Source organism: Lutibacter sp. (genome assembly GCF_016342705.1).
GTDB lineage: Bacteria > Bacteroidota > Bacteroidia > Flavobacteriales > Flavobacteriaceae > Lutibacter.
The window spans coordinates 57,180-78,637 of sequence record NZ_JAEINV010000012.1; the positions used below are offsets into that span (position 1 = coordinate 57,180).

General features: G+C 28.1%; 18 protein-coding genes and 3 tRNA genes. 15 read left to right on the plus strand and 6 right to left on the minus strand.

The features are described from left to right. The first annotated feature begins 39 nt into the window (after window positions 1-39). Window positions 40-1,275, plus strand: a complete 1,236-nt coding sequence (locus JEY78_RS11830) for a tetratricopeptide repeat protein (RefSeq protein WP_291851449.1) — start codon at window positions 40-42, stop codon at window positions 1,273-1,275. A gap of 48 nt (window positions 1,276-1,323) precedes the next feature. On the opposite strand, the gene JEY78_RS11835 is transcribed toward JEY78_RS11830, so the two are convergent. Both JEY78_RS11835 and JEY78_RS11840 read right to left on the minus strand, forming a co-directional pair. Then, the gene (locus JEY78_RS11835) at window positions 1,324-2,094 is read right to left on the minus strand and encodes a C40 family peptidase (protein WP_291851451.1); all 771 of its coding nucleotides are present in this window, start codon (window positions 2,092-2,094) and stop codon (window positions 1,324-1,326) included. Window positions 2,095-2,103: 9 nt separating this feature from the next. Next, window positions 2,104-3,279 (minus strand): acetyl-CoA C-acyltransferase, encoded by a 1,176-nt coding sequence (locus tag JEY78_RS11840; protein WP_291851454.1) that lies wholly within the window; start codon window positions 3,277-3,279, stop codon window positions 2,104-2,106. Between the two features lie 144 nt (window positions 3,280-3,423). Between JEY78_RS11840 and JEY78_RS11845 the strand changes: the two genes are divergently transcribed. The 6 genes from JEY78_RS11845 to JEY78_RS11870 all read left to right on the plus strand — a co-directional run bounded on the left by JEY78_RS11845 (window position 3,424) and on the right by JEY78_RS11870 (window position 9,050). Next, window positions 3,424-4,821, plus strand: coding sequence for an FAD-dependent oxidoreductase (locus JEY78_RS11845; RefSeq protein WP_291851457.1), 1,398 nt, complete (start codon window positions 3,424-3,426; stop codon window positions 4,819-4,821). Between the two features lie 38 nt (window positions 4,822-4,859). Beyond that, window positions 4,860-6,914, plus strand: coding sequence for an HDIG domain-containing metalloprotein (locus JEY78_RS11850; RefSeq protein WP_291851460.1), 2,055 nt, complete (start codon window positions 4,860-4,862; stop codon window positions 6,912-6,914). A 101-nt stretch (window positions 6,915-7,015) separates the two neighbouring features. Beyond that, window positions 7,016-7,099 (plus strand) — tRNA-Ser (locus tag JEY78_RS11855). A gap of 13 nt (window positions 7,100-7,112) precedes the next feature. Next, window positions 7,113-7,187 (plus strand) — tRNA-Pro (locus tag JEY78_RS11860). 29 nt (window positions 7,188-7,216) lie between these two features. Continuing rightward, window positions 7,217-7,290, plus strand: a tRNA-Arg gene (locus JEY78_RS11865). Between the two features lie 95 nt (window positions 7,291-7,385). Next, window positions 7,386-9,050, plus strand: a complete 1,665-nt coding sequence (locus tag JEY78_RS11870; protein WP_291851463.1) for a hypothetical protein — start codon at window positions 7,386-7,388, stop codon at window positions 9,048-9,050. Here the strand turns inward: JEY78_RS11870 and JEY78_RS11875 are convergent. The 3 genes from JEY78_RS11875 to JEY78_RS11885 all read right to left on the minus strand — a co-directional run bounded on the left by JEY78_RS11875 (window position 9,037) and on the right by JEY78_RS11885 (window position 11,757). Further along, a complete protein-coding gene (locus tag JEY78_RS11875) occupies window positions 9,037-9,183 on the minus strand; it encodes a hypothetical protein (protein WP_291851466.1) in 147 nt (48 codons plus the stop codon). The two genes, JEY78_RS11870 and JEY78_RS11875, sit on opposite strands and share 14 nt — an antisense overlap. Then, entirely contained in the window at window positions 9,180-9,821 is a 642-nt protein-coding gene (locus JEY78_RS11880) for a recombinase family protein (protein WP_291851470.1), read from the minus strand. The genes JEY78_RS11875 and JEY78_RS11880 overlap by 4 nt, the downstream gene beginning before the upstream one ends. Before the next feature lie 145 nt (window positions 9,822-9,966). After that, window positions 9,967-11,757 carry a VCBS repeat-containing protein gene (locus JEY78_RS11885; RefSeq protein ID WP_291851473.1) on the minus strand — a complete coding sequence of 597 codons (1,791 nt, stop codon included), beginning with the start codon at window positions 11,755-11,757 and terminating at the stop codon, window positions 9,967-9,969. A gap of 643 nt (window positions 11,758-12,400) precedes the next feature. Here JEY78_RS11885 and JEY78_RS11890 point away from each other — a divergent pair. The 5 genes from JEY78_RS11890 (at window position 12,401) to JEY78_RS11910 (ending at window position 15,319) form a co-directional block, all read left to right on the plus strand. Next, window positions 12,401-13,402: a DUF2971 domain-containing protein gene (locus JEY78_RS11890; RefSeq protein WP_291851475.1), complete on the plus strand. Its 1,002-nt coding sequence runs from the start codon at window positions 12,401-12,403 to the stop codon at window positions 13,400-13,402. 154 nt (window positions 13,403-13,556) lie between these two features. Beyond that, complete coding sequence (locus JEY78_RS11895) at window positions 13,557-13,850, plus strand: hypothetical protein (protein ID WP_291851478.1); 294 nt, start codon at window positions 13,557-13,559, stop codon at window positions 13,848-13,850. A 7-nt stretch (window positions 13,851-13,857) separates the two neighbouring features. Further along, window positions 13,858-14,097, plus strand: coding sequence for a hypothetical protein (locus tag JEY78_RS11900; protein ID WP_291851481.1), 240 nt, complete (start codon window positions 13,858-13,860; stop codon window positions 14,095-14,097). A 38-nt stretch (window positions 14,098-14,135) separates the two neighbouring features. Further along, on the plus strand, window positions 14,136-14,531 hold the full coding sequence (locus tag JEY78_RS11905; RefSeq protein WP_291851484.1) for a hypothetical protein: 396 nt from the start codon (window positions 14,136-14,138) through the stop codon (window positions 14,529-14,531). A 50-nt stretch (window positions 14,532-14,581) separates the two neighbouring features. Further along, entirely contained in the window at window positions 14,582-15,319 is a 738-nt protein-coding gene (locus JEY78_RS11910; RefSeq protein WP_291851485.1) for a Cthe_2314 family HEPN domain-containing protein, read from the plus strand. A 76-nt stretch (window positions 15,320-15,395) separates the two neighbouring features. On the opposite strand, the gene JEY78_RS11915 is transcribed toward JEY78_RS11910, so the two are convergent. Continuing rightward, window positions 15,396-16,415, minus strand: a complete 1,020-nt coding sequence (locus tag JEY78_RS11915; RefSeq protein ID WP_291851488.1) for a ParB N-terminal domain-containing protein — start codon at window positions 16,413-16,415, stop codon at window positions 15,396-15,398. A 440-nt stretch (window positions 16,416-16,855) separates the two neighbouring features. Between JEY78_RS11915 and JEY78_RS11920 the strand changes: the two genes are divergently transcribed. From JEY78_RS11920 to JEY78_RS11930, 3 genes are all read left to right on the plus strand, one after another. After that, complete coding sequence (locus JEY78_RS11920) at window positions 16,856-17,248, plus strand: hypothetical protein (protein ID WP_291851491.1); 393 nt, start codon at window positions 16,856-16,858, stop codon at window positions 17,246-17,248. Window position 17,249: 1 nt separating this feature from the next. Continuing rightward, on the plus strand, window positions 17,250-17,675 hold the full coding sequence (locus tag JEY78_RS11925) for a hypothetical protein (RefSeq protein ID WP_291851494.1): 426 nt from the start codon (window positions 17,250-17,252) through the stop codon (window positions 17,673-17,675). 784 nt (window positions 17,676-18,459) lie between these two features. Then, window positions 18,460-21,228 (plus strand): triple tyrosine motif-containing protein, encoded by a 2,769-nt coding sequence (locus JEY78_RS11930; RefSeq protein ID WP_291851497.1) that lies wholly within the window; start codon window positions 18,460-18,462, stop codon window positions 21,226-21,228. Window positions 21,229-21,458: the final 230 nt, after the last annotated feature.

A 21,458-nucleotide genomic window follows, 5' to 3' on the forward strand; every position in this document is an offset into this window, starting at 1 on the left:
CAATTATTATTTCTGTCTGTTTTTTTAATAAGCATGACAATGTTCGGTCAGAAAGATGAAATTAAATCAGCCGAAAAATCAATAAAATCTAACGATTTTAATACCGCAATTACTACAATTAATCAGGCTGAAAGCTTAATTTCAAGTGCAGATGATAAAATGAAAGCAAAATTTTATTATTTGAAAGGTATTGCTTTATATCAAAATGGAGGTCCACAAATGGATATAGATAAAACAGCAGCTGCTTTTAATGAATTAATTAATTTTGAAAAAAGTATAAATTCATATAAATACAGCGATGAAGTTAAAGGTTTAGTAAACACTATGGTAAATGGGTTAGCTTCAAACGCATCTAAAGATTACAGCACTGCAATTGAAACTAAGGAGCCTAGTGATTTTTTAAAAGCAGCGAAACAATTTCATCAAGTATATATGTTAAGTAAAACTGATACAGTATTTTTAGATAATGCTGCATTAGTTTATTATTTCGCAAAAGATTATGCTACATCACGTGATTTATACAAACAATTATTAGACTTAAATTATACAGGTATTGCTCAGGAGTTTATTGCAACTAATAAAGCTGATGGTCAGGATGTATCTTATCCAGATAAAAAAGCTATGGACTTGCAAGTGAAATTAGGAATTGTTGAAAATCCAAGAGTTGAACTTAAAGAATCCAGACGTGAACTTATTTTTAAAAATATAGCGCAAAATTATTCAGATTTAGAAGAGATGGATAAAGCTTTAGAATATATTGCTAAAGGTAGAGCTGAATTTCCTGAAAGTTATTCATTATTAATTGATGAGGCTAATATTTATTATAAATTAGGGGATAATGCTAAATTTAAAGAGCGTTTAGAAATGGCAATTGAAATGAATCCAACAGAGCCAACATTATATTATAATGTGGGTGTTATGAATATGGATCAAAAGAAAATAGACGAAGCTATTAAATATTTTGAAAAAGCAATTGAGTTAAATCCTAAATACGGAGATGCTTACAATAATATTGGAGCTGCAATTATAGATAGGGCTGCACCAATTATAGAAGAAATGAATAAAAGTTTATCTGACTTTTCAAAGTATGATAAATTACAAAAGAAGCAATTTGAGATTTATGAAAAAGCAGTTCCATACTACGAAAAAGCTTTTGAATTAAATAAATCTAGTATAAGTGTAGTTCAAACGTTAATGGGTTTATATGAAAACCTAGGAATGAGTGAAAAACTTGAAGCAATGCAAGCGGTTTATGCAGAGTTAAAAGGCGAATAAATAAAATAAAAATAGTATAAAAAAAGCTCACAAAACTGTGAGCTTTTTTTATACTATTTTTTTAATGACTCTTAATTTATGTGAATGCCTTTGTGTATCAATATTAAAAATTCCACTATGGTCAATTCTATCAATTCTAACTTTTCCGTGTGCGTGAATAATGTAATTATCATTCATGATTATTCCAACATGAGTTATAATTCCTTCATTATTATCAAAAAAAGCTAAATCACCAGGTTCACTTTCTTCAATAAAACTTAAAACTTCACCTTGTGTTGCTTGCTGCGATGCATCTCGTAATAACTTATAGCCACATAATTTATAAACCATTTGTGTAAACCCAGAACAATCAATACCAAAGGGAGACTTTCCACCCCATAAATAAGGTGTATTTAAAAAATTATAGGCTATTTCAACGATAGAATTTTTAGATAATCTTTCATCAAATATTTTTCCTTCATATTGGTAATTAGTGTTGTTTATTACTAATTGCTGATTGTTATAAAAAGGAAGGCAAGAACCCATTGGAATGGTTAAAAAACTTTGGTCCGATTTTGTGGCAAAATCAATAATGTCAGCAGATAAAATATGTTTGCTATTTTCAATTATTAAAAAAGTTTCTTCCGAAATTTCTTCATATTGTTTTTTATCAATCCAGCCTTCATAATTATCAAAGGCTACTCTAATTTTACTCCAGTTTTTTCGTATTTCTAACACTTTAAAATGTTCGCCAAACAGTAATTGTGAAACCATTTCACTTGCATCGTTTGGTTCAATTCTTAAAGGGATAATACTTAAATTACAAATTCCGTAATTCATATAGTTTAATTACATTCGTTCTATAACAATTGCACTTGCACCGCCGCCGCCATTACAAATTCCGGCAGCTCCAAGTTTTGCGTTTTTTTGTTCCAATATTGATGTTAAAGCAATTACAATTCTTGCTCCAGACATTCCTAAAGGATGACCTAAAGAAACTGCACCTCCATTAACATTTACTTTGTCAGGATTTAATCCTAAAATTTTAATATTTGCCAAACCAACTATTGAAAAAGCTTCATTTAGTTCAAAATAGTCTATTTCATTTTGAGAAACTCCTGCTTTTTCTAATGCTTTTGGTAAAGCTTTAGCTGGAGCCGTAGTAAACCATTTTGGATCGTGAGCAGCATCTGCATACCCTAAAATTTTTGCAATTGGTTTTAAGCCAAGTTCTTTTGCTTTATCTAAACTCATTAATATTAGTGCTGCAGCTCCATCATTTAATGTTGAGGCATTTGCAGCTGTAACCGTTCCTTCTTTATTAAAAACTGGTCGTAAAGTTGGTATTTTTTCTAATATAACATTTCTGTATTCCTCATCTTCAGAAAAAAGAATAGGGTCACCCTTTCTTTGTGGAATTTCAACAGGAACAATTTCATTTTTTAAAAGCCCATTTTCCCAAGCTTTTGCAGATTTTTTATAGGATCCAATGGCAAAATTATCCTGGTCTTCTCTAGAAAAGCCATATTCGGTGGCGCATAAATCACCACAAGTTCCCATATGTTGCCCGTCGTAAACATCGGTTAAACCATCAATTAATAATCCATCTGTTATAGTAATATTTCCTAATTTTACACCTTTTCTTCCTTCCATATAATGGGGAATACTGCTCATATTTTCCATTCCACCGGCAACCACAATTTCTGCATCACCGCATTTTATTGCTTGTGCGGCAAACATAATAGATTTCATTCCAGAGGAGCAAACTTTATTTATAGTTGTACACGGAACAGTATTTGGAATTCCTGCAAAAATAGCAGCTTGTTTAGCCGGAGCTTGTCCTAATCCAGCAGAAACAACATTACCCATATAAACTTCATCAACAAGATTTGGGTCTAAATTTATTTTATTTAAGGCGCCTTTTATGGCAGTTGCTCCTAATTTTGTAGCTGAAATATTAGATAAGCTACCTAAAAAACTTCCAATTGGAGTTCTGGCTACGGATACAATAACTACTTCTTTCATAAACTTGGTTAAATTCAACTGCGAATTTAGGAATTTTTAAGCAATCTTTTAAATTATGCGTTGGTCTTTATTAAATGTAATAATTATTGCTTTGAAGAGCTGTAGGTTTTATAATTTTCATGAAGTATTCAAAAACAGGTAATTATGAAGAAAAAAGAACAATTTAACAATCATTATATAGCAATAATTGGAGGTTCAATTTCTGGTTCTGAAGCTGCTAATATGTTGGCTCAGAATGGGTTTAGAGTAGTTGTTTTTGAAATGAATAAACTTCCATATGGTAAAATTGAAGATGGGTTACCAAACTGGCATGTAAATTTAAGAGACCGCCAAATTGCTGAAATTGATTCAAAATTAGATCAAGAAAATATTAGGTTTGTACCAAATACAAAGATTGGTTTGGATATAAATTTTATTGATTTGGTTAATAACTGGGGTTTTTCTGCAATTATTTTAGCAAATGGTGCTTGGGAAGATAGAGCACTTCAAATTCCAACTATTGAAAATTTTATAGACGGAGAAGTGGTGTATCAAAATTCATTTATAAATTGGTTTAACCATAAACATGAATATAATTATTTAGGTAAAAATTATTTTATTAAGAATAATATTGTTGTAATAGGTGGAGGCTTAGCATCTTTAGATGTTATCAAAATTGTAATGATAGAGTTGGTTAAAAAGCAATTGTATTTAAAAAAAGCAATTGATATTGATTTATTCACAATTGAAAAAGAAGGAGTTACTTCAATACTTGAAAAAAATAATATTACTTTAAGTGATTTACAAATTAGTAAAGCTAAATTAATTTATAGGCGTACGGCGAAAGATATGCCTTTAAAAACACCAATTGATGAATCTAAAGAAAGTATTGAGGCTGCAAGATTAGTATCAGAAAAGCTTTTATTTAAGTATGTTGAGAAATATCAATTTGATTTTATTCCATTGTCAATTCCGGTTAATTTAACAGAAGAAAACGGAAGGCTTTCGGGAATAATTTTACAAAACTTAGAAATTAAGAATGGAAAAGTAGTTCCTATAAAAAATAGTTTTGAAAAGTTTAACTGTGAAATGATTATTTCTTCTATAGGAAGTATTCCTGAAAAAATTGAAGGCTTAAATTATAGCAATTCTAATTTGAAAATGCGAGATGAAGCAGATTATCAAGTATTTGGATTTGATAACGTTTTTGCTATTGGTAATGCTGTTACCGGTAGAGGTAATATTCAGGAATCTAAACAACATGGGAAACAAATGACTGAAATTATTATGGATAAACATTTAACAGAAGATGTTTTTGAAAAATGGTTAACAAATCATAATAATCAAATAAAGAATAAAGTTCAAAAACAGCTCAATTCTATAATTGAACAAATTAAAGCTCAGGAGGTTAAACCAGAAGAAATTACCCAAGAAATTTTAAACAAAACAACAGAAATTCATAAAAAAATAAAATTTACAAGCTATAAAGATTGGATTTTACTAAATACTCCTGCCAGATTAGAAGATATCTCAAAAAATAAAGATAATTGCAAATGTTCATAAAATAATTATTGTTATTTTTGGAATGCAAATAAAACTTCGTGAAAAACACTATAAATAAATTACTTGTAAACCACTCCTTATTTTATAAAGCACTTTTATATGTTGCTACGGTAATTTTAGTTGTGTATTTATTTCCGAAAAGTGGACATTTTAAATACGAATTTCAAAAAGGAAAACCTTGGCAGTACGAAAATTATTACGCACCTTTTGATTTTGCTGTTCAAAAAACTCAAGAAGAAATAGATAAAGAAATTTTAGAAACCAAAGAGTTTTCAAAACATTATTTTAATTATAATGAACAAATTGTTGAAAATGTTAAAACAACAATTAATGAATTAGTCGCAGAATTTATTGATACATCTGAACTTACTAAAAATGCTAAAAGTAATTTAATTCAAAAAACACATGAAATAATTGAAGAAGTATATGAATTTGGTTATTTAGAGACTTCCAGTGAGCAAAAAAATGAGCAGACAGTAATTACTCTTAGAAAAGGAAATAAAATTCAGGAGATTCAACTTCATAAAATCTTTTTATCCAATCAAATATTAGATTTTATTCAAAATAAAATGGGGGAGCAGCCCTATAATGAAACTGAAACTGCAATAATAAATATTTTATATAAAGAACTAAAGCCAAACGTAAGTTTTGATGATAGTTTTACGCAAAAAACATTAAATGAAAATTTAAATAAAATATCATATACAAAAGGATTAGTTTCTGAAAATGAGCGTATTATATTTAAAGGTGATATTGTTGAAGGTGAAAAATTTATGATTTTAAATTCTTTAAAAAACGAATTTGAATCGCAAGTTTGGAGTAAATCTAATTATAATTGGATAGTTACAGGTTACACATTATTAGTTGCCTTAGCCTTTTTAATGATATTTTTATTTTTAAGAAAGTATAGATTAGATATTTTTGAAAACAACACCAAAGTATCATTTATATTTTTCAATATTATTTTAATTATTTTACTTATTACATTTATTGTAAAATACGATGCTAAATATGTGTATATAGCACCAATTGTTATTTTACCTTTAGTTCATAAAGCATTTTTTGATGCACGTTTAGGTTTATTTACCCATGTTTTAACTGTATTATTACTAGGCTTTATTGTGCCTAATAGTTTTGAATTTATTTTCTTACAAATTATTGCAGGTATAGTAACAATTTTAACAATATCTGAACTGTATAAAAGAGCCAATTTATTTATTTCAGTATTACAAATTACTTTTGTTTATTTCGTAGCTTATTTTGCATTTTCAATAATTCAAGAAGGAAATGCACAAAACTTAAATTATGAAAAGTTTGTTTATTTTGTTTTAAATGGAGCGGCAACGTTATTTGTACTGCCGCTTATTTATATTTTTGAAAAATTATTTGGGTTAGTTTCAGATGAATCATTAAAGGAATTATCAAATACCAATTCACAATTATTAAGAGAATTAGCAGAAAAAGCACCAGGAACATTTCAGCATTCATTACAAGTTGCAAATTTGTGTGAAGCTTGTGCAAATGAAATTCATGCAAATGCAATGTTGGTTAGAACCGGAGCTCTATATCATGATATTGGAAAAATGTTAAATCCAATGTATTTTACAGAAAATCAAACCACAACAGTAAATCCGCATAACGATTTAACACCGAGAGATAGTGCTCAAATAATTATTGATCATATAATAAATGGGGTTGAATTGGCGAAAAAAAATCATATTCCAGATAGGATAATTGATTTTATTAGAACCCACCACGGAACAACGTTAGTATATTATTTTTATAAAAAAGAAGAACAGTTTATTGGTGGAAAAGTGGAATTGAATGATTTTCAATACCCAGGACCTATTCCATTTTCAAAAGAAACAGCAATTTTAATGATGTGTGATTCGGTTGAAGCAGCTTCAAAAAGTTTAAAAGAGCCAAATTCACAATCTATTGATGAGTTGGTAGATAAGATAGTAAACAAGCAAATGGAAGATGGACAATTTATGAATGCAGATATTACTTTTAAGGAGTTACAAACCATTAAAAAGGTGTTAAAGAAGAAGTTAAAGAATATTTATCATTTACGAATTGAATATCCAGAATAAATAAGTTCATTTTTTAAGTAAAAAAAGTGAAAAAATGTTGTGTAAATGCTTTTCTAGTGCTACATTTGCACTCGCAAAAATAAGTTCATAAGCATATTAAAGGAGAGGTGCCGGAGTGGTAACGGAGCAGATTGCTAATCTGTCGACGGGTAACTGTCGCCAGGGTTCGAGTCCCTGTCTCTCCGCTTTTTTTATTTTCGGGGTGTAGCGTAGCCCGGTTATCGCGCCGCGTTTGGGACGCGGAGGTCGCAGGTTCGAATCCTGCCACCCCGACAGAATAACCGGATATTTATTGTCCTAATGGTGGCATAGCTCAGCTGGATAGAGCACCTGCCTTCTAAGCAGGCGGTCCTAGGTTCGAATCCTAGTGCCATCACTAAACTAAACTGATAATCAGTTGGTTACATAAATTAAACACGATTTGGGAACAGAAATGGGAACAATATCGTGTTTTTTTTATATCTTTATTTTATGGGGTTATCTCTCACACAATCATATAATAAAGGTAAAAAGTTGGTATATCCACACTTTATATACCACAAGAAAAATTATAAAAGAATAAAAATTTACTGCAATGCTCCTTGTTTAATAAAACATTGGAACACAGAACTTAAACGAGTTGAGAGGGGTGATAATAATTACAAATTAAAAAACCTTACAATACAATCATTAAGAAACAAATTAGAGGCTATTATAAATCGTTATAAAAATAACGATGATGATTTATCACCACCACGATTAAGATTAGAATTAAAAAAAAGAGAAAAAATAAAAGAAGCTATTAGTTTCTCAACACTACCATTACTTACTCTAATTCAAGATTGGGAAAAGGAGTATATGAATAATAGTAATGTTTTAGATGTTACTAAAATAAGAACCAAATCAGTTGTTAAGCATATCAAAGATTATATTGTTGAGGTTGAAAAAGAAAGTAGCAAAACATTGTTGATTGATGATATGGATGATACCTTCTTACTTAATTTTATGAATTGGTTATTTATTATTCCTACTATAAATGGTACTGGGTTATTGCCTCGTTCAGCTTTACGAAGATTTCAATATTTACAAAGTTTTTGTATATGGTATAGTAGTAATTCAAAAGAGTATAAGAGGGTGAAAACTCCAACTGAATTAACTCAAGCCGCCAACATTGATAAAAATGAAAACCCTATATCATTTAGCCTAAAAGAGCTAATTAAACTTGTCACTTTTACAGATTTCAACTTTTTAGAACCTGTTAAGAATGAGAAAGGAAAAACCGATTGGGTCGAAAGTGATAAGTGGAAAAAGTATTTAACGAGTGATAAACAGAACAGAGATAATAAAAATGGAATTGTTGAATTTATATATGAAAATACTAAATACGGTAAACAAACTTATACAAGTTGGGAAGTATACAAAGATTTCCTTGTTTTTCTCTGCTCAGTTGGTTGTAGATATAGTGATGGTATAAAAATTAAAGTTGGTGATTTAAAACATTCTAAAAGAAACACTAATTCCCCAATTGAAGGTGGTGTTGATGGAAATTTCGTGTTTTACCAAAAGAAAACAAATACGAAGGCTACTCCACGGTTGAATGATGTTTCTTTTATGATATACAAAAAATACAGTAGAGGTAAAAAAAATGGAGATTTCTTATTTCCAGAAACAAAAAGAGGTAATCAAATAAGTGCAGTAAAAATAAACAAGCAAATAAAACGTATCTGCAAAACCATTGGGTTTAACCGTAAGATAGTTAAAAGAAAACTTGGCAGTAAAGGGATTGAAATACATAGTGAAAGTAAATCTTTATGGGAATTGGTTACCACACATATTGGTAGAAAAACTTATATAAAAACGATGGTAATGGGTAAAAACTTTACCACACAAGAATTAATGAAAATGAGTGGGCATAAAACCGATGATATGTTTCATCAATATTATTCTATAACTGAGGGAGATATACTTAATAAACCAAACTCTTCATTTCTTAGTAAGCAGGGAGAAAATAAAACTACTAAGGATATACCAGCGCTTCTAACGAATGAACCTACAATTATGGATAAACTTATTCAGTTAAAAGAATTAATAAAACGTGAATTAATTTCGGAAGAAGATTATGAAGAAAAGAAAAATGAATTCCTTAAATCTTTATAGAAAGTTTCAGTTCTATCCATTCTATTAAACCAACAACAGGCTCATCCTCTGGGCGATGTGGAATTCTATCGCCCATTCGTTTGTACCATAAATCTCTATCCTTCTCTTTAATAACTTTTAATTCATTTCTCATGCTAATTCATTTTGAGGTTTAATGTACTTCTTGATTTTAGTAATGGTATTTTTATTCAGATTGTAAATCTTACAAACTTCTGAACCTTTATACCCTTTCTCCAATAATTCAATTGGCTTCTTGTATTTTTCGAGAAACATCATAGTAGATTCAGAGCCTCGTTGTTTTCGGTTCTTGTATTTTCCAAGAGATTTAGCAATCTCAATTCCTTCCATCTGCCTCTCACGCCGTATATCATTCTCAATCTCTGCAAATGAACCCATGACTGAAATCATCATTTTAATAGTGTAGTTCATCTTACCATCAACAAGAGTTCTCATTCCAAGGTTTTCAATATATAATGAAACACCATTAGAATGGAAGAATTCAATAACATCTAACAGATTTTTTAAATCGCGGGCTAATCTATCAATTGAATGAATTGATATTTCATCTACTTTTCCTTGTTCAACATAAGACTTTAAATGAATCCCATATGTTCTTTCAAAAAGTGGAATAGTACCACTACATTTATCTTCGAATACATAAGTGTACTGTTCGTTATTTTTTTGTTGCCTATCTAAATTTTGAGTTATAGAACTCACACGGTTATAACGAATAATTCTAATTTCTTTCCTAATTTTAATATCCTTAATCATATACCTCTAATATAGGAAAAAGCGTCGGTAATTACTAACTAAACGGCTGATATGACGAAAATTAAGTGTACTAAATTTATGTAAACATCATCTTTAGGAATTAAAATGAATACTTGATTTTTGGTGTACGAAATAACTATTTTTTCTATTCACCATCCAAGTACCAACTAATTCCAACATGTGGTGGAAGAAATATTAAATCACTCAACTTTCCATTTCTTTGTTCAAAGGTCCCATTTATATTCTCAAGAACAACATGTTCCTCTGGCGATTCAAAACTATTATTCCATTGCAAACTATTGGAAATAATTACATCCATATCATCATCATCATCAATATCAATAATTTCAAAATCTTCCCACAATGAATCTCCAATTGAATTTTTATACAATTCATAAAAACCTGAAAGTTCAAATGTTCCGTCACAATTACCTATACTGAAGTCAATTCTATGGTCTATATCCACAAAATAAGACATAAGATCTAAACAACCATCCTTATTAAAATCATTAACCAATAACCCAATTCCTCCAGAAGGAACACCTGTATTTTCAAAAGAAGTCTTAATTAAACTTCTTGGATATTCATATATTAATTGACCTGTGACAGGGTCTTGAAGTAAAATTAAATTGGTTTTGTTTAATATATTTCCATAGGGGTCAATTATCCTACCTCTTAAACCATTTTCATCAGCAGGGTCGTCTAAATATTGTAATCCACATCCAATAATAGCATCATCAAATCCATCATTATTAAAATCTCCTGATGTACTCCACCAACCAGAAATATGACCATCACCAATATCCATTCTTAGAACTCCATCAATTATTGGGTGTCTTTGAATTTCATATGAGTCAATATTTAAAGCTGGTTCAATTCCTTCATCCCATAATTCAAAAACACCATTATTATTTTTCAAAACAAGTTGACTCCCTCCTGTATTTACAATTATATCTCTATCCCCGTCACCTTCTATATCAATAGAAGTACATCCATGTGAAAAATTTGAAATTTGAGGTAAAAGTTCATTTGTTACTTCAATTAAATTACCATCCGTAGTTTGATAAATTAATTGATCCTGAGCCCCAGGGAAAGGGGGTGAATCTAATCCACTATCCGCCAGAAAAAAATCTATCAAACCATCATTGTTGAAATCATCAAAAACGATATTTCTACCCCAGCAATTAATCCCTGTATTTATACTCTCAAAACTTATATTATCATTGTTTTTAAATAAAATCATTTCCTTATGTTGTCCAAATTCAGGACCAGCAAGAATTAAAATCATATCTAAATCTCCATCATTTTCTAAATCAAAAGAATATGACCAAGACGGATTTCCATCAGGTCTAATTATATCTAAAACCTCATTCCTTAATTTAAGAATAGCTTCTTTGTACATCAACTCATTATTTTTTTTGAACTGAATGGTTAAAGATTTAGATTTATCAACTGTAATTGTAATAGGGTTTTCTGTTCCAACATAATCACCAGACCAACTTTCAAACTCCCAACCATCCACAGGTATTGCAGTTAATTTCACAACACTTCCTGATGGGTAATCTTTTGTTGGTTTAGATGATAATAGTTCTTCTGTTACTGTTCCTTCACCTTCAATTGTTATTGAAAGAGGATACATTCTCTTTTCAAAAACTCCAGTAATATTCTTATTAGAATTTATTGTTACTGAAATCGGGTTGGTTGTTCCAGTAACTCCACCATTCCATTCCTTAAAAATATACTCTGGTGATGGAGTTGCAAGTACGGAAACACTTGTACCTGTTTGATAGTTCCCATCTGATGGAGTTACTGTTCCACCATCAGTAGGCGTAACTGTAACCTTTAAATTATAGTTTGGAATAATTTCAGGTTCAACATCTTTAGAACAAGAAATAAATAAGATAAAGACTAATAATGTTTGGAAGGGGATTTTCATAATAATTTTTTATATAGTAAAGTTATTCAATTTATTGTTAAACTCTATGATTTTTATCACCACCAAAAAATGACATGGTTAAGCCAGTTTGTTAAAGTCCGATTGTATTTAACTCTCATAGTGTTACCCTTTATAATTGAGATTAAACATATCAAAAATCAACGACAAAATCTGATATAATACGCATTAAATATGCCTTTTAGAGTTACGTTGTAATTTGTGAATTAAAGGGAAATGTTTTTATTTTAATGAGTTTATAAACTCACTAAATATATTCTTAAAAAACGATTAGGTTTCTTGTAACTGAGAAAAAATAAAAAAGATTATTATGTTGTAGTACCAGTTCATATATCGAGGTTAATTTTTCACTCCATACAATATGACAGGGTAAAAAAAATCAAAACATGTAGTTTCAGAAATGGAAACAATGAAGAATATTTAAAAATTGGTAATAAAAATAGTGAATGACAATAATCATATGATATTAAAATCATCTTTTTTATATTTGAAATAAATTGCAACCAAATTCGATATTTTGTAAATGTATAAAGAAAACGTTTATTCACCTTATACGGATAATTTGAGGGGATGTGCATATAAAATGAACATATAACAGAGTTGACAACAAGCTGAAAACAAACTAATGGCTGAATACAAATATAAAGACAGAATATACAAGTTAACTAATGATAACTATGATGTTGTATATCCAGACGATATTAAATTACCAAAAAACGTATTTAAATATTACGGAAAGACAAATTACAGTATAGATGCAATTATAAACAATTATTTATTTTGTAGTCACCCATATCATTTAAATGATTCAATTGATAGTTCTAGTCTACTTTGGGATTTTACAAATTTATCAAAGAAAGTTTTTGATGCATTTTACAAACACTACTATGATAGCGTAAATGTTATCGACTATGACGAAGAAAAAAGTAATAGTTTTGTTTTTACAAAGCAAAGATTTTTTGAAATTGCTTCAAAAAATGCGGGAATTATTTCTCTTACAACTAATTCATTACAAACATTAATGTGGGCGCATTATTCAACGGAAAATGGATTTATGATTGAATTAGATTGGGAAGAAATTAAAGACAATTTAAAAAGCTTAAATCCAAAATTAAATAATTACGCTTTTTTTCCAATCCAATACGTTGACAAATTAGAAAGTATCGATTTTTTCGATAAAAACTTTGATTCACGTGATATTCCTTACCTATATTCATCAGCTGTAAAAAGAAAAGATTGGATTTATGAAAACGAGTGGAGATTAATGACTTTTACACCAGATTATGGGGTGCCAAATTCTATTAGAGGTCCTTTACCAGATATACAAAGTGAACACGAAAGAAAATTATATTATCCGAAAAAGGCAGTAAAGTCAATAGTTTTAGGAAAGCATTTTTTAAATTCATCAAATTTAAAAAAAATAATAGACGACAAAACATATCAACTAAAAACCAATTCAGATTTAGATTTTATTAACTTTTTAATGGAGAATTATAATGATAGAATATACTTTTGTGGAGAATACCAAACCGGTATAGAATTCAAAAGAAGTGCTGAAAAAGTACACTTTGAAAAAGTAGATTGGAATACAATTCAAATGATAAGAGAAGACAAAGTTTATATTTAAAGGCTTTAGCTGAATCCGAAAAGTATCACTTACAACCACCCTACTTTTCTTGTACTAACCCATTGGCAAGTATTTGAAGAAATGATTAAGTTTTAATATTTTTAATAAAATGAATAATACAAATAAATTAGAATAACCTAAAATAAAAAATACAATGAATATACATCCTATTTTTTCTAAAAAATATATACTATGGTGGTTCATTATGGCTGCTACTATATCCTTAAAAATTATGTTATTAGGATTTAAACCAAATGGAATATCTTCAATGGAGGCATATGAAAATAGTGGTCTGTTAACTTGGGTTTTTGGAACATTACTCTGTGGAATCGTGTTTGCCACACCAATTTACTTGTTATACCGAGTATTTTTCAAAAAATGGAATAACAAAGTATTTATGATTTTAATTTCCGCGTTTGTTGGTCTTATGTTAATTTTTATATTATAAATAAAATATGTTCGAATTCACAAAAGAAAACAGAAATGTGATTGGTGTAATTATGGGAATCAGTTACACTCTTTATTTTAATTTGAGAATTGGTCAATATCCATTAATAGAAACTTTAGTTTATTCTTTACCTTTTTTAGCTGCTTCAGCTTTAATTGGTTTTGGAATTTCTAAAGTTAGAAAGGATAATAATTTTGGGATTTACTTTGCTGTTATTTCTTTGATATTTGTAGTTTCTAAAATTTAAAAGGACAGACAAATTCCCATATAAAATTCTTTGGATAAATGAAAAATATAATTCTACTATTTACATCAATTTTAATAATGTTGATTTATTCTTTTCAAAATGAATATACATTTGGTGATGGTATTAAATGGGCTGTAACTTTATACATAGTTATTTTACTATTTGATTGGATATTTATTGGGTATTTTACAAATGAGTTCAAACCTATTAAGGGTTTTATCAATTCAAGAGTGTTTATATACAAAGACAATGATTTGAATTGGTTAAATCTATTTAGTTGGGTGATTGCACCTTTAATATTGATATTAGGTGTTTTATTAAATGAAAAAACAAGAAATGAAAATTTATTTGTTGCAATAATTTCTTGTATAGTATTATTTTTAGGTGTGAGGGGTTTGTTTCGGTGGTTTGTAAAGGGTAAGCAAAAAAAATGAAATAAATATAGTATATTTTAGAATGATTTAACCAATTAGAGTAAATTCAAATGGAACACCTCGAAAAGCATTATGCTGAAGTTTCAAAATTCTTTGCACAAAAAAGTTTAATCAGCCTATCTGATAATAAACATAATTATAATGGGCTGAATACAATGGAAATTCTGAATTTGAAGAAAGTCAATCCAAAGTTTATAAAGTTTAATAAATTCAAAAATTTAATAGATTTAAAAAACTGTAATAACGACTTGAAGTTGCTAATTGCAAATTTATATTTATATCATCCACACATAAACAATCCGTTAAACGAATTCAAAATATTAGAAGGAGAAAAGTTATTTACCTATTTTCAAAATGGACCTGATTGGATTTACTCAACTTTTGTTAGTTGCTGTTATGAAAAATTGTATAATTATTGGGATAGAATTGGAGATACTCTTGCCTATTATTTAGAAATAGGTATTCTTGAACATAGAGTAACGTTCGCCTCTGTAATTGACAAAATGGAAAGAATGGAGATATTTAAGTCTAACCCAAGTTTTGAATACCTAAAAGAGTTTAAAGAGAATGAGTATATGGAATTTAACAAACATCGAAAAGAGGTAGTTCACTATTATCAATTTGAAACTACCTACAAACACCAAATAGAAGAAAATTGTCGAAATGAAGAAGAGATTGAAAAACTTTGGAATTGGAAAAATAATATGCCTGAATATTTTAAAAATCAATTAAATTTATCGTGTGAGGGCTTTACTAAAACCTATGAATTAATAAAAACCTTTCCCTAACAACCATATAAAAATAAAATAGTGAGTTCGTAAACTTATCTAATTAACTCATTAATAATAAACCTCAACAATTCTATTAAACAGTTTTATTTGACTTTTTCAAATCTAAATATCCTTGATTTATTGATATAACACCTTTCAATACTTTATTGTAAATTTCAGAGTCGGCATTTTCAATATATCCCAATCTATATTCTTGTGTTTGGGAAATTCCAGTTTGTTTATATAGATAATCCCTCATATTTGAATTGCCCATTAATTTTTTCCTATCCTTATAACCAAGGTTTAGAATTTCTTGCTTCAATTCTCGGTATCTCTTCACCTGTTCAGATAGCAATACGCTACTATTCAGTTTGAAATTAATTATTTCTAAAATATCAGATTTAAACACCTTCTTAATAACTGTTATTTTTGATATTCCAAGTTCTTTACAACATTGATATCTCTTAACCCCACATACAACGTAATCGGTTTTTTCATCTACAATTATTGGTTCTAATAATCCATATAATTTAATCTTTTCTAATAGGGTTAAATATTCTTTGCTTTTAGAATTGCATATATTTCCTTTTGGGTGTAAGTTTATGGAGTTGATATTTACAATTTTAATTTCATATTTTGATTGAGGCTCATATTTCACTCCATATTTTTTAAACAATTCTACTTTTTCCTTTTCTAATATGCCTATTTGTTCTAACGTATCATAATAATCCTCACAATGATGCATGCTCTCACCTAAATCTTTTGCAAGTAATTTTAAAAATTCATAATCACGCGCTTTCTTCTTTTTTTTCTTGGGATAAATGAAGTTGTATTTCCTTTTAGGTATTTCGTTAATACAAACTGAATAAAAACCTCTAAAATCAACTTTTCTATACTTTGGAATCAACTTTCTTTCAAGAATTTTCCTTGCTGTTAGATATTCGGAAATTTTTAATAATGGTTGAATAATTTCCATTTCTTCAATGGATTTAAGTTTTCTCCAAATGAGCCAAATTTGCCCTTCTATTTTCTCCACTTCCTCATCCGATAGATTAGCTACCCAGTTAGGTTCCTGTATTGCGGTAATATTTTCTATTACTTTGCTTATTGTCATTTTTCAATCCTTTTAGCGATTATAAATTCAAAACTACATATTGCAACTAACTCTTGAAATACCTCTCGTAAATGCTTTAAAAACAAGGTTATGTTTGATAGTGATTCAAGTATTATTAAATGTTTTGTTAAGCTCTATTTAGTGAGTTTAAAAACTCATTAAATGTAGTAAATAATTTAATCATTTTAAGGCTTTCAATTTCAAGTACTAAACCTCATTGTGGTTCACTTTTTATCTTTTTTTTAAAACTCTCTACTTATAGTTAGAATTTTTATTGAGATAGTTCCAATACATTACTACAAACGTAGTTGAAAAGCACTTGATGAATAAATTTCAAATAGAATACTTAAAGATGTGAAATTATCAGACATCAAGACCATACTTATAACTTAAAAGTAATAATAGTCATCTAAAATACTAATAAGCATAACTTAATAACCATGAATAAATTAGCAATCACCATTAGAAAATTCGATTACAAAAATGGAAATTTTCAAAACCCATCACCAGAAGTACTACATAAACAAATATTAAAACTTCATAGAAATATTAAAAAGAATGATAGTATATATTCGGAATATACTATTGAAAAAGATAGTGACAAATCTAAATACCATGCACACTTACTTATCCAATATAACGATAAAAAGAACCTATATAATCAGCTATCCCGATTCATAGGTGGAATTGATTGGAAAATCAGAGAAAAGGGGTTAGACACCTTTGATGAATGTAATGGGAAATACGGATTAATTCACACAGAACCAATATATAATGAATTGCAGTACAGAAGATATATGAACAAGCATGAATTATCTAAATCTCTTTATTAAAATGATAGAAGAAAGGCAAGAACTAATAGAAAAAGGAACTCTATTTCTTATACAACATCAGATTTTAATGGAAGAAAATTCAGAGTATTTAGATAGTCTACCAACTAAACAAAATAGGATACTACAAATGGATAGAATTAGAAAAGAATATTGCCTGTGGTTAGAAAGTTTACCAAATGAATATGAATTAAAGAAAATCAAAGAATTAAAAATAAATATTATGAAAATAGAAGAAAGAATATCTAAACAAGAATTACAAAAGATTTATAAAGTTGATAGAAGCACAATAGAATCATGGATTACGAATTATGGCTTGCCCATGATTGTCATAAATTCACACAGTAAATTTTGTCGTGCATCAGACCTCATAAAATGGGAGCAGTCAATGATTTTAAGTAATAAATTTATTGATATTTTAGAGAGTTAATCTTTCGTAATGTATCAGAATTGAATTATGATAGTGTATGTAAAGTAAGCCTATTACCTACTATTGTATAAGTATTAAAAAATATGCTCATCTGTATACGCCTTGTGTATCTTTATTATTTTAGTTTTGTGATATGTTCCCAATATGGAAACATATTTGTTCCTATTGTAGGAATATGTAAAAATATTCAAAATTTTAATAACTTGTAAATAAGTAATATAGAGAAATAAATTAAATTGGTTCTGATGCTAGTGCCATCACTTTAACACTTATCAAAGAGTGGTAAAACCTTGTAAATCATAAGATTTACAAGGTTTTTTTAGTTTTTAGACCATCATACGAGTTGATTTCAATTGATTTTTTAGGTCAACAAATCAGTCAATAATTTTTTTTCAATAAATTTGTTGACCAGATGAGCATAAAAAATAGTAGTTTTGATAATTATTAATATGCTTGTGAGCCTTTATTAATGCTGGGTTATAACAATTTATTACTTCAGAAGAATTCACAGAATATAGTGGAATCAAATTGGAAATTGTAACAGAATATTTACAAAAAGTTTCATAGTATTTGATGCAACTTATAGTATGAAAAATAATTTAGAATATAACTATGTTTTTTCATTCTTCTAAATATGAATGAAACTTTAAGAGTCTTAAATTTAATTTCATTTTAATTGTTTTATTAGCTCGTGATAAATTATTACTACAAATCAATTTTGTTTAACTTTGAAATACAATTATAAATAGTGTAAAAGTATTTATTAATCCTTATCTTCAAAATAGTGAGATATTTTAAAGAAGTTTTTTTTATTTTTCTAATTTCTTGCTCTTTAAAAGCACAAGAATTGCCATCTATAGAAATATTTACTCCTGAAATATATGGAGGTGAAAATCAGAATTGGATGATTTCACAAGGTTCAAATAAATTTATTTATATAGCAAATAATGAAGGTTTATTGGAATATGATGGAGCTACTTGGAAAATGTACGCTTCACCAAATAACACTATAATAAGAGCTGTAAAAGTTGTTGATAATAAAATATATACGGGGTCTTATATGGAATTTGGATATTGGGAAAAAGACTCATTTGGAATGTTGAATTATAATTCTTTGGTGCCTAAGCTAAATGAAAAAATGATTGAAGATGAAAATATATGGAATATTATTACCTATCAAGATTGGATAATTTTTCAGTCATTTAATAGGATTTATTTTTATAATCTGGCAAAAGATAAGTTCACAATTATAAATTCAAAAAATCCAATCTCTAAGGTATTTAACAATAATAATGCAATCTATTATTTTGTTAATAATGAAGGTTTATTTAAAATCAAAGAGGGAAAATCAAAATTAATTGTAAATAATTCAATATTAGATGTTAATATTTTAATTAATATTTTTTCAATTGATGAGGGCCTACTTATTCAAACAAGAAATTCAGGTTTTTATATTTTTAAAGAGGGGAAGCTTCAAAAGTGGAAAAGCTCTGAATTGAATGATTTAGAAGGGATTAAAACATACAACAGTATTCAGTTAAAAGACAAAAGTTTTGTTTTAGGAACAATTTCAAATGGAATTATTTTTTTATCAAAAGAAGGTAAAATACAATACCAATTAAACCAGAAAAATGGATTAAGTAATAACACGGCACTCTCACTTTTTGAAGATAGTGATGAGAATATTTGGGTAGGTTTAGACAATGGAATTAATTGTATTAACATAAAATCTCCTGTAAATGTTTTTAATGATGACGACGGTTCTTTAGGAACTGTTTATACTTCAATTGTTTTTAATAATTACAGCTATTTAGGAACCAATCAAGGATTGTTTTACAAAAAAATAAATTCTAATGAAAGCTTTAAAATTATTACAGGAACCGCTGGTCAGGTTTGGAATTTATTTGAAAATGATAATGAATTATTTTGTGGACATCATTTAGGGACTTATTTAATTAATGAAAATAAAGCCATAAAAATAAGTGATATATCGGGGACCTGGAGTTTTAGAAAAATCCCTGGTTCACAAAATAAATTATTACAAGGTAATTATAGTGGGTTTTATGTGTTAATTAATAATAATGGAAAATGGTTTTTAAAAAATAAAATAGTTGGATTTGATAATTCTGCAAGATACTTTGAATTTATTAATGCCAATGAGTTATTTGTAAGTCACGGGTATAAGGGAGTGTTTAAACTTAACGTAGATGCAAGTTTCGAAAAATTCACCAAAGTTTCAAAACAAAATGATGTTTCTATTGGAAAGAACTCTAGTTTAATAAAATTCAATAATTCTATTTTGTATGCTAATAATAAAGGAGTTTATAAATATGATTTGATAACAAATAAATTTTTAATGGATTCTGTTTTAAGCCCTATGGTTAAAAATGAAACTTATTTATCTGGAAAATTAATAGTTGATAAAAGTCAAAAATTATGGGGTTTTACTAAAGAGAGTATGAACTATGTAACAATTAATGATTTAACAAAAGAATTTAATATTAATACAATAGATATTCCTGCATCTCTTAGGAAAGGTATAAGTGGATACGAAAACATTTCATTATACAAAGACAACAAATATTTATTAGGCACTTCAAATGGATATATTACTTTAGATCTTGGCAATTTTGAAACTCGAAAAGAAAGCTTAATTTTTATTAATGAAATTTCAACAAAAAATAGGGAGTCAAATAAATCATTTGTGAATTTGAGAGATAATGGTGAATTTGCATTTGATCAAAACTCAATTGTTTTTAAATTTAGTGTCCCTGTTTTTGACAAATACCAATCAGTAACCTATCAATACAAATTGGAAGGCTATTATAATAAATGGAGTGATTGGAGTGACCAAACAACATTAACTTTTGATAATTTAACATTTGGAGAGTATTCTTTTAGTGTTAGAGGGAAATTAGGAAATGAACTCACAAATAATATTGCTACTTATCATTTTCAAATATTAAAACCTTGGTATTTTTCATATTTTGCAATATTCATTTATGGTCTTCTGTTTTTTATATGTGCATTTTTATTGCATAAAGCCCATTTAAGGCATTATAAAAATCAATTAGCTCATAAACAATTAGAAAGTGAGCAATTAATTATTCGAATGAAAAATGAAAAGTTGAACCAAGATATTGAAAATAAAAATAGAGAGTTGGCAATTTCGACAATGAGTATTATTAATAAAAATGAAGTACTCAATAGTATAAAAAGTGAGTTAAAAACGAATAATATTGATTCAAGTAATTTACAAGTATTAAAATTAATTGACGGGAATTTAAATAACTCAAAAGACTGGGATGTTTTTAAGGAAGCCTTTAATAACGCTGATAAATATTTTTTAGATAAGATTAAAGAATTACACCCAAACTTAACTCCTAACGATTTGCGTTTTTGTGCATATTTACGTTTAAACTTAACTTCTAAAGAAATTTCACCTTTACTCAACATGACTGTAAGAAGTGTTGAAACAAAACGCTACAGATTAAGAAAACAAATGGGTTTACCCCATGATGCTTGTTTGGTAAGCTACATCTTAAATGTGTAATACCACATCATATGTTAATTTCACTACGACATTACCACAACGCAAACGTTGTAATTAAGCAAAAAGCTTTAATTTCTTTACAACATTAAAAAGTATTTAATATCGCCTAGCCTAATATTCATAACGATTCAGTAGGGAATTTTTATTTTTTTTAAGTTTTAATTCAGCTGTCTGTTTTTTGTTGTGGTACACTTTCATTTATAGGAGAGAATATTGTGTAATTTTAAGAA

Bases quoted from the DNA above. Each gene is read 5' to 3' on its own strand.
- JEY78_RS11885 (WP_291851473.1), bottom strand. From the start codon at position 11,757: ATGAAAATCCCCTTCCAAACATTATTAGTCTTTATCTTATTTATTTCT.
- JEY78_RS11870 (WP_291851463.1), top strand. From the start codon at position 7,386: ATGGGGTTATCTCTCACACAATCATATAATAAAGGTAAAAAGTTGGTA.
- JEY78_RS11925 (WP_291851494.1), top strand. From the start codon at position 17,250: ATGATAGAAGAAAGGCAAGAACTAATAGAAAAAGGAACTCTATTTCTT.
- JEY78_RS11830 (WP_291851449.1), top strand. From the start codon at position 40: ATGTTCGGTCAGAAAGATGAAATTAAATCAGCCGAAAAATCAATAAAA.
- JEY78_RS11840 (WP_291851454.1), bottom strand. From the start codon at position 3,279: ATGAAAGAAGTAGTTATTGTATCCGTAGCCAGAACTCCAATTGGAAGT.
- JEY78_RS11905 (WP_291851484.1), top strand. From the start codon at position 14,136: ATGAAAAATATAATTCTACTATTTACATCAATTTTAATAATGTTGATT.
- JEY78_RS11915 (WP_291851488.1), bottom strand. From the start codon at position 16,415: ATGACAATAAGCAAAGTAATAGAAAATATTACCGCAATACAGGAACCT.
- JEY78_RS11920 (WP_291851491.1), top strand. From the start codon at position 16,856: ATGAATAAATTAGCAATCACCATTAGAAAATTCGATTACAAAAATGGA.
- JEY78_RS11900 (WP_291851481.1), top strand. From the start codon at position 13,858: ATGTTCGAATTCACAAAAGAAAACAGAAATGTGATTGGTGTAATTATG.
- JEY78_RS11880 (WP_291851470.1), bottom strand. From the start codon at position 9,821: ATGATTAAGGATATTAAAATTAGGAAAGAAATTAGAATTATTCGTTAT.
- JEY78_RS11835 (WP_291851451.1), bottom strand. From the start codon at position 2,094: ATGAATTACGGAATTTGTAATTTAAGTATTATCCCTTTAAGAATTGAA.
- JEY78_RS11910 (WP_291851485.1), top strand. From the start codon at position 14,582: ATGGAACACCTCGAAAAGCATTATGCTGAAGTTTCAAAATTCTTTGCA.
- JEY78_RS11875 (WP_291851466.1), bottom strand. From the start codon at position 9,183: ATGAGAAATGAATTAAAAGTTATTAAAGAGAAGGATAGAGATTTATGG.
- JEY78_RS11895 (WP_291851478.1), top strand. From the start codon at position 13,557: ATGAATATACATCCTATTTTTTCTAAAAAATATATACTATGGTGGTTC.
- JEY78_RS11890 (WP_291851475.1), top strand. From the start codon at position 12,401: ATGGCTGAATACAAATATAAAGACAGAATATACAAGTTAACTAATGAT.
- JEY78_RS11845 (WP_291851457.1), top strand. From the start codon at position 3,424: ATGAAGAAAAAAGAACAATTTAACAATCATTATATAGCAATAATTGGA.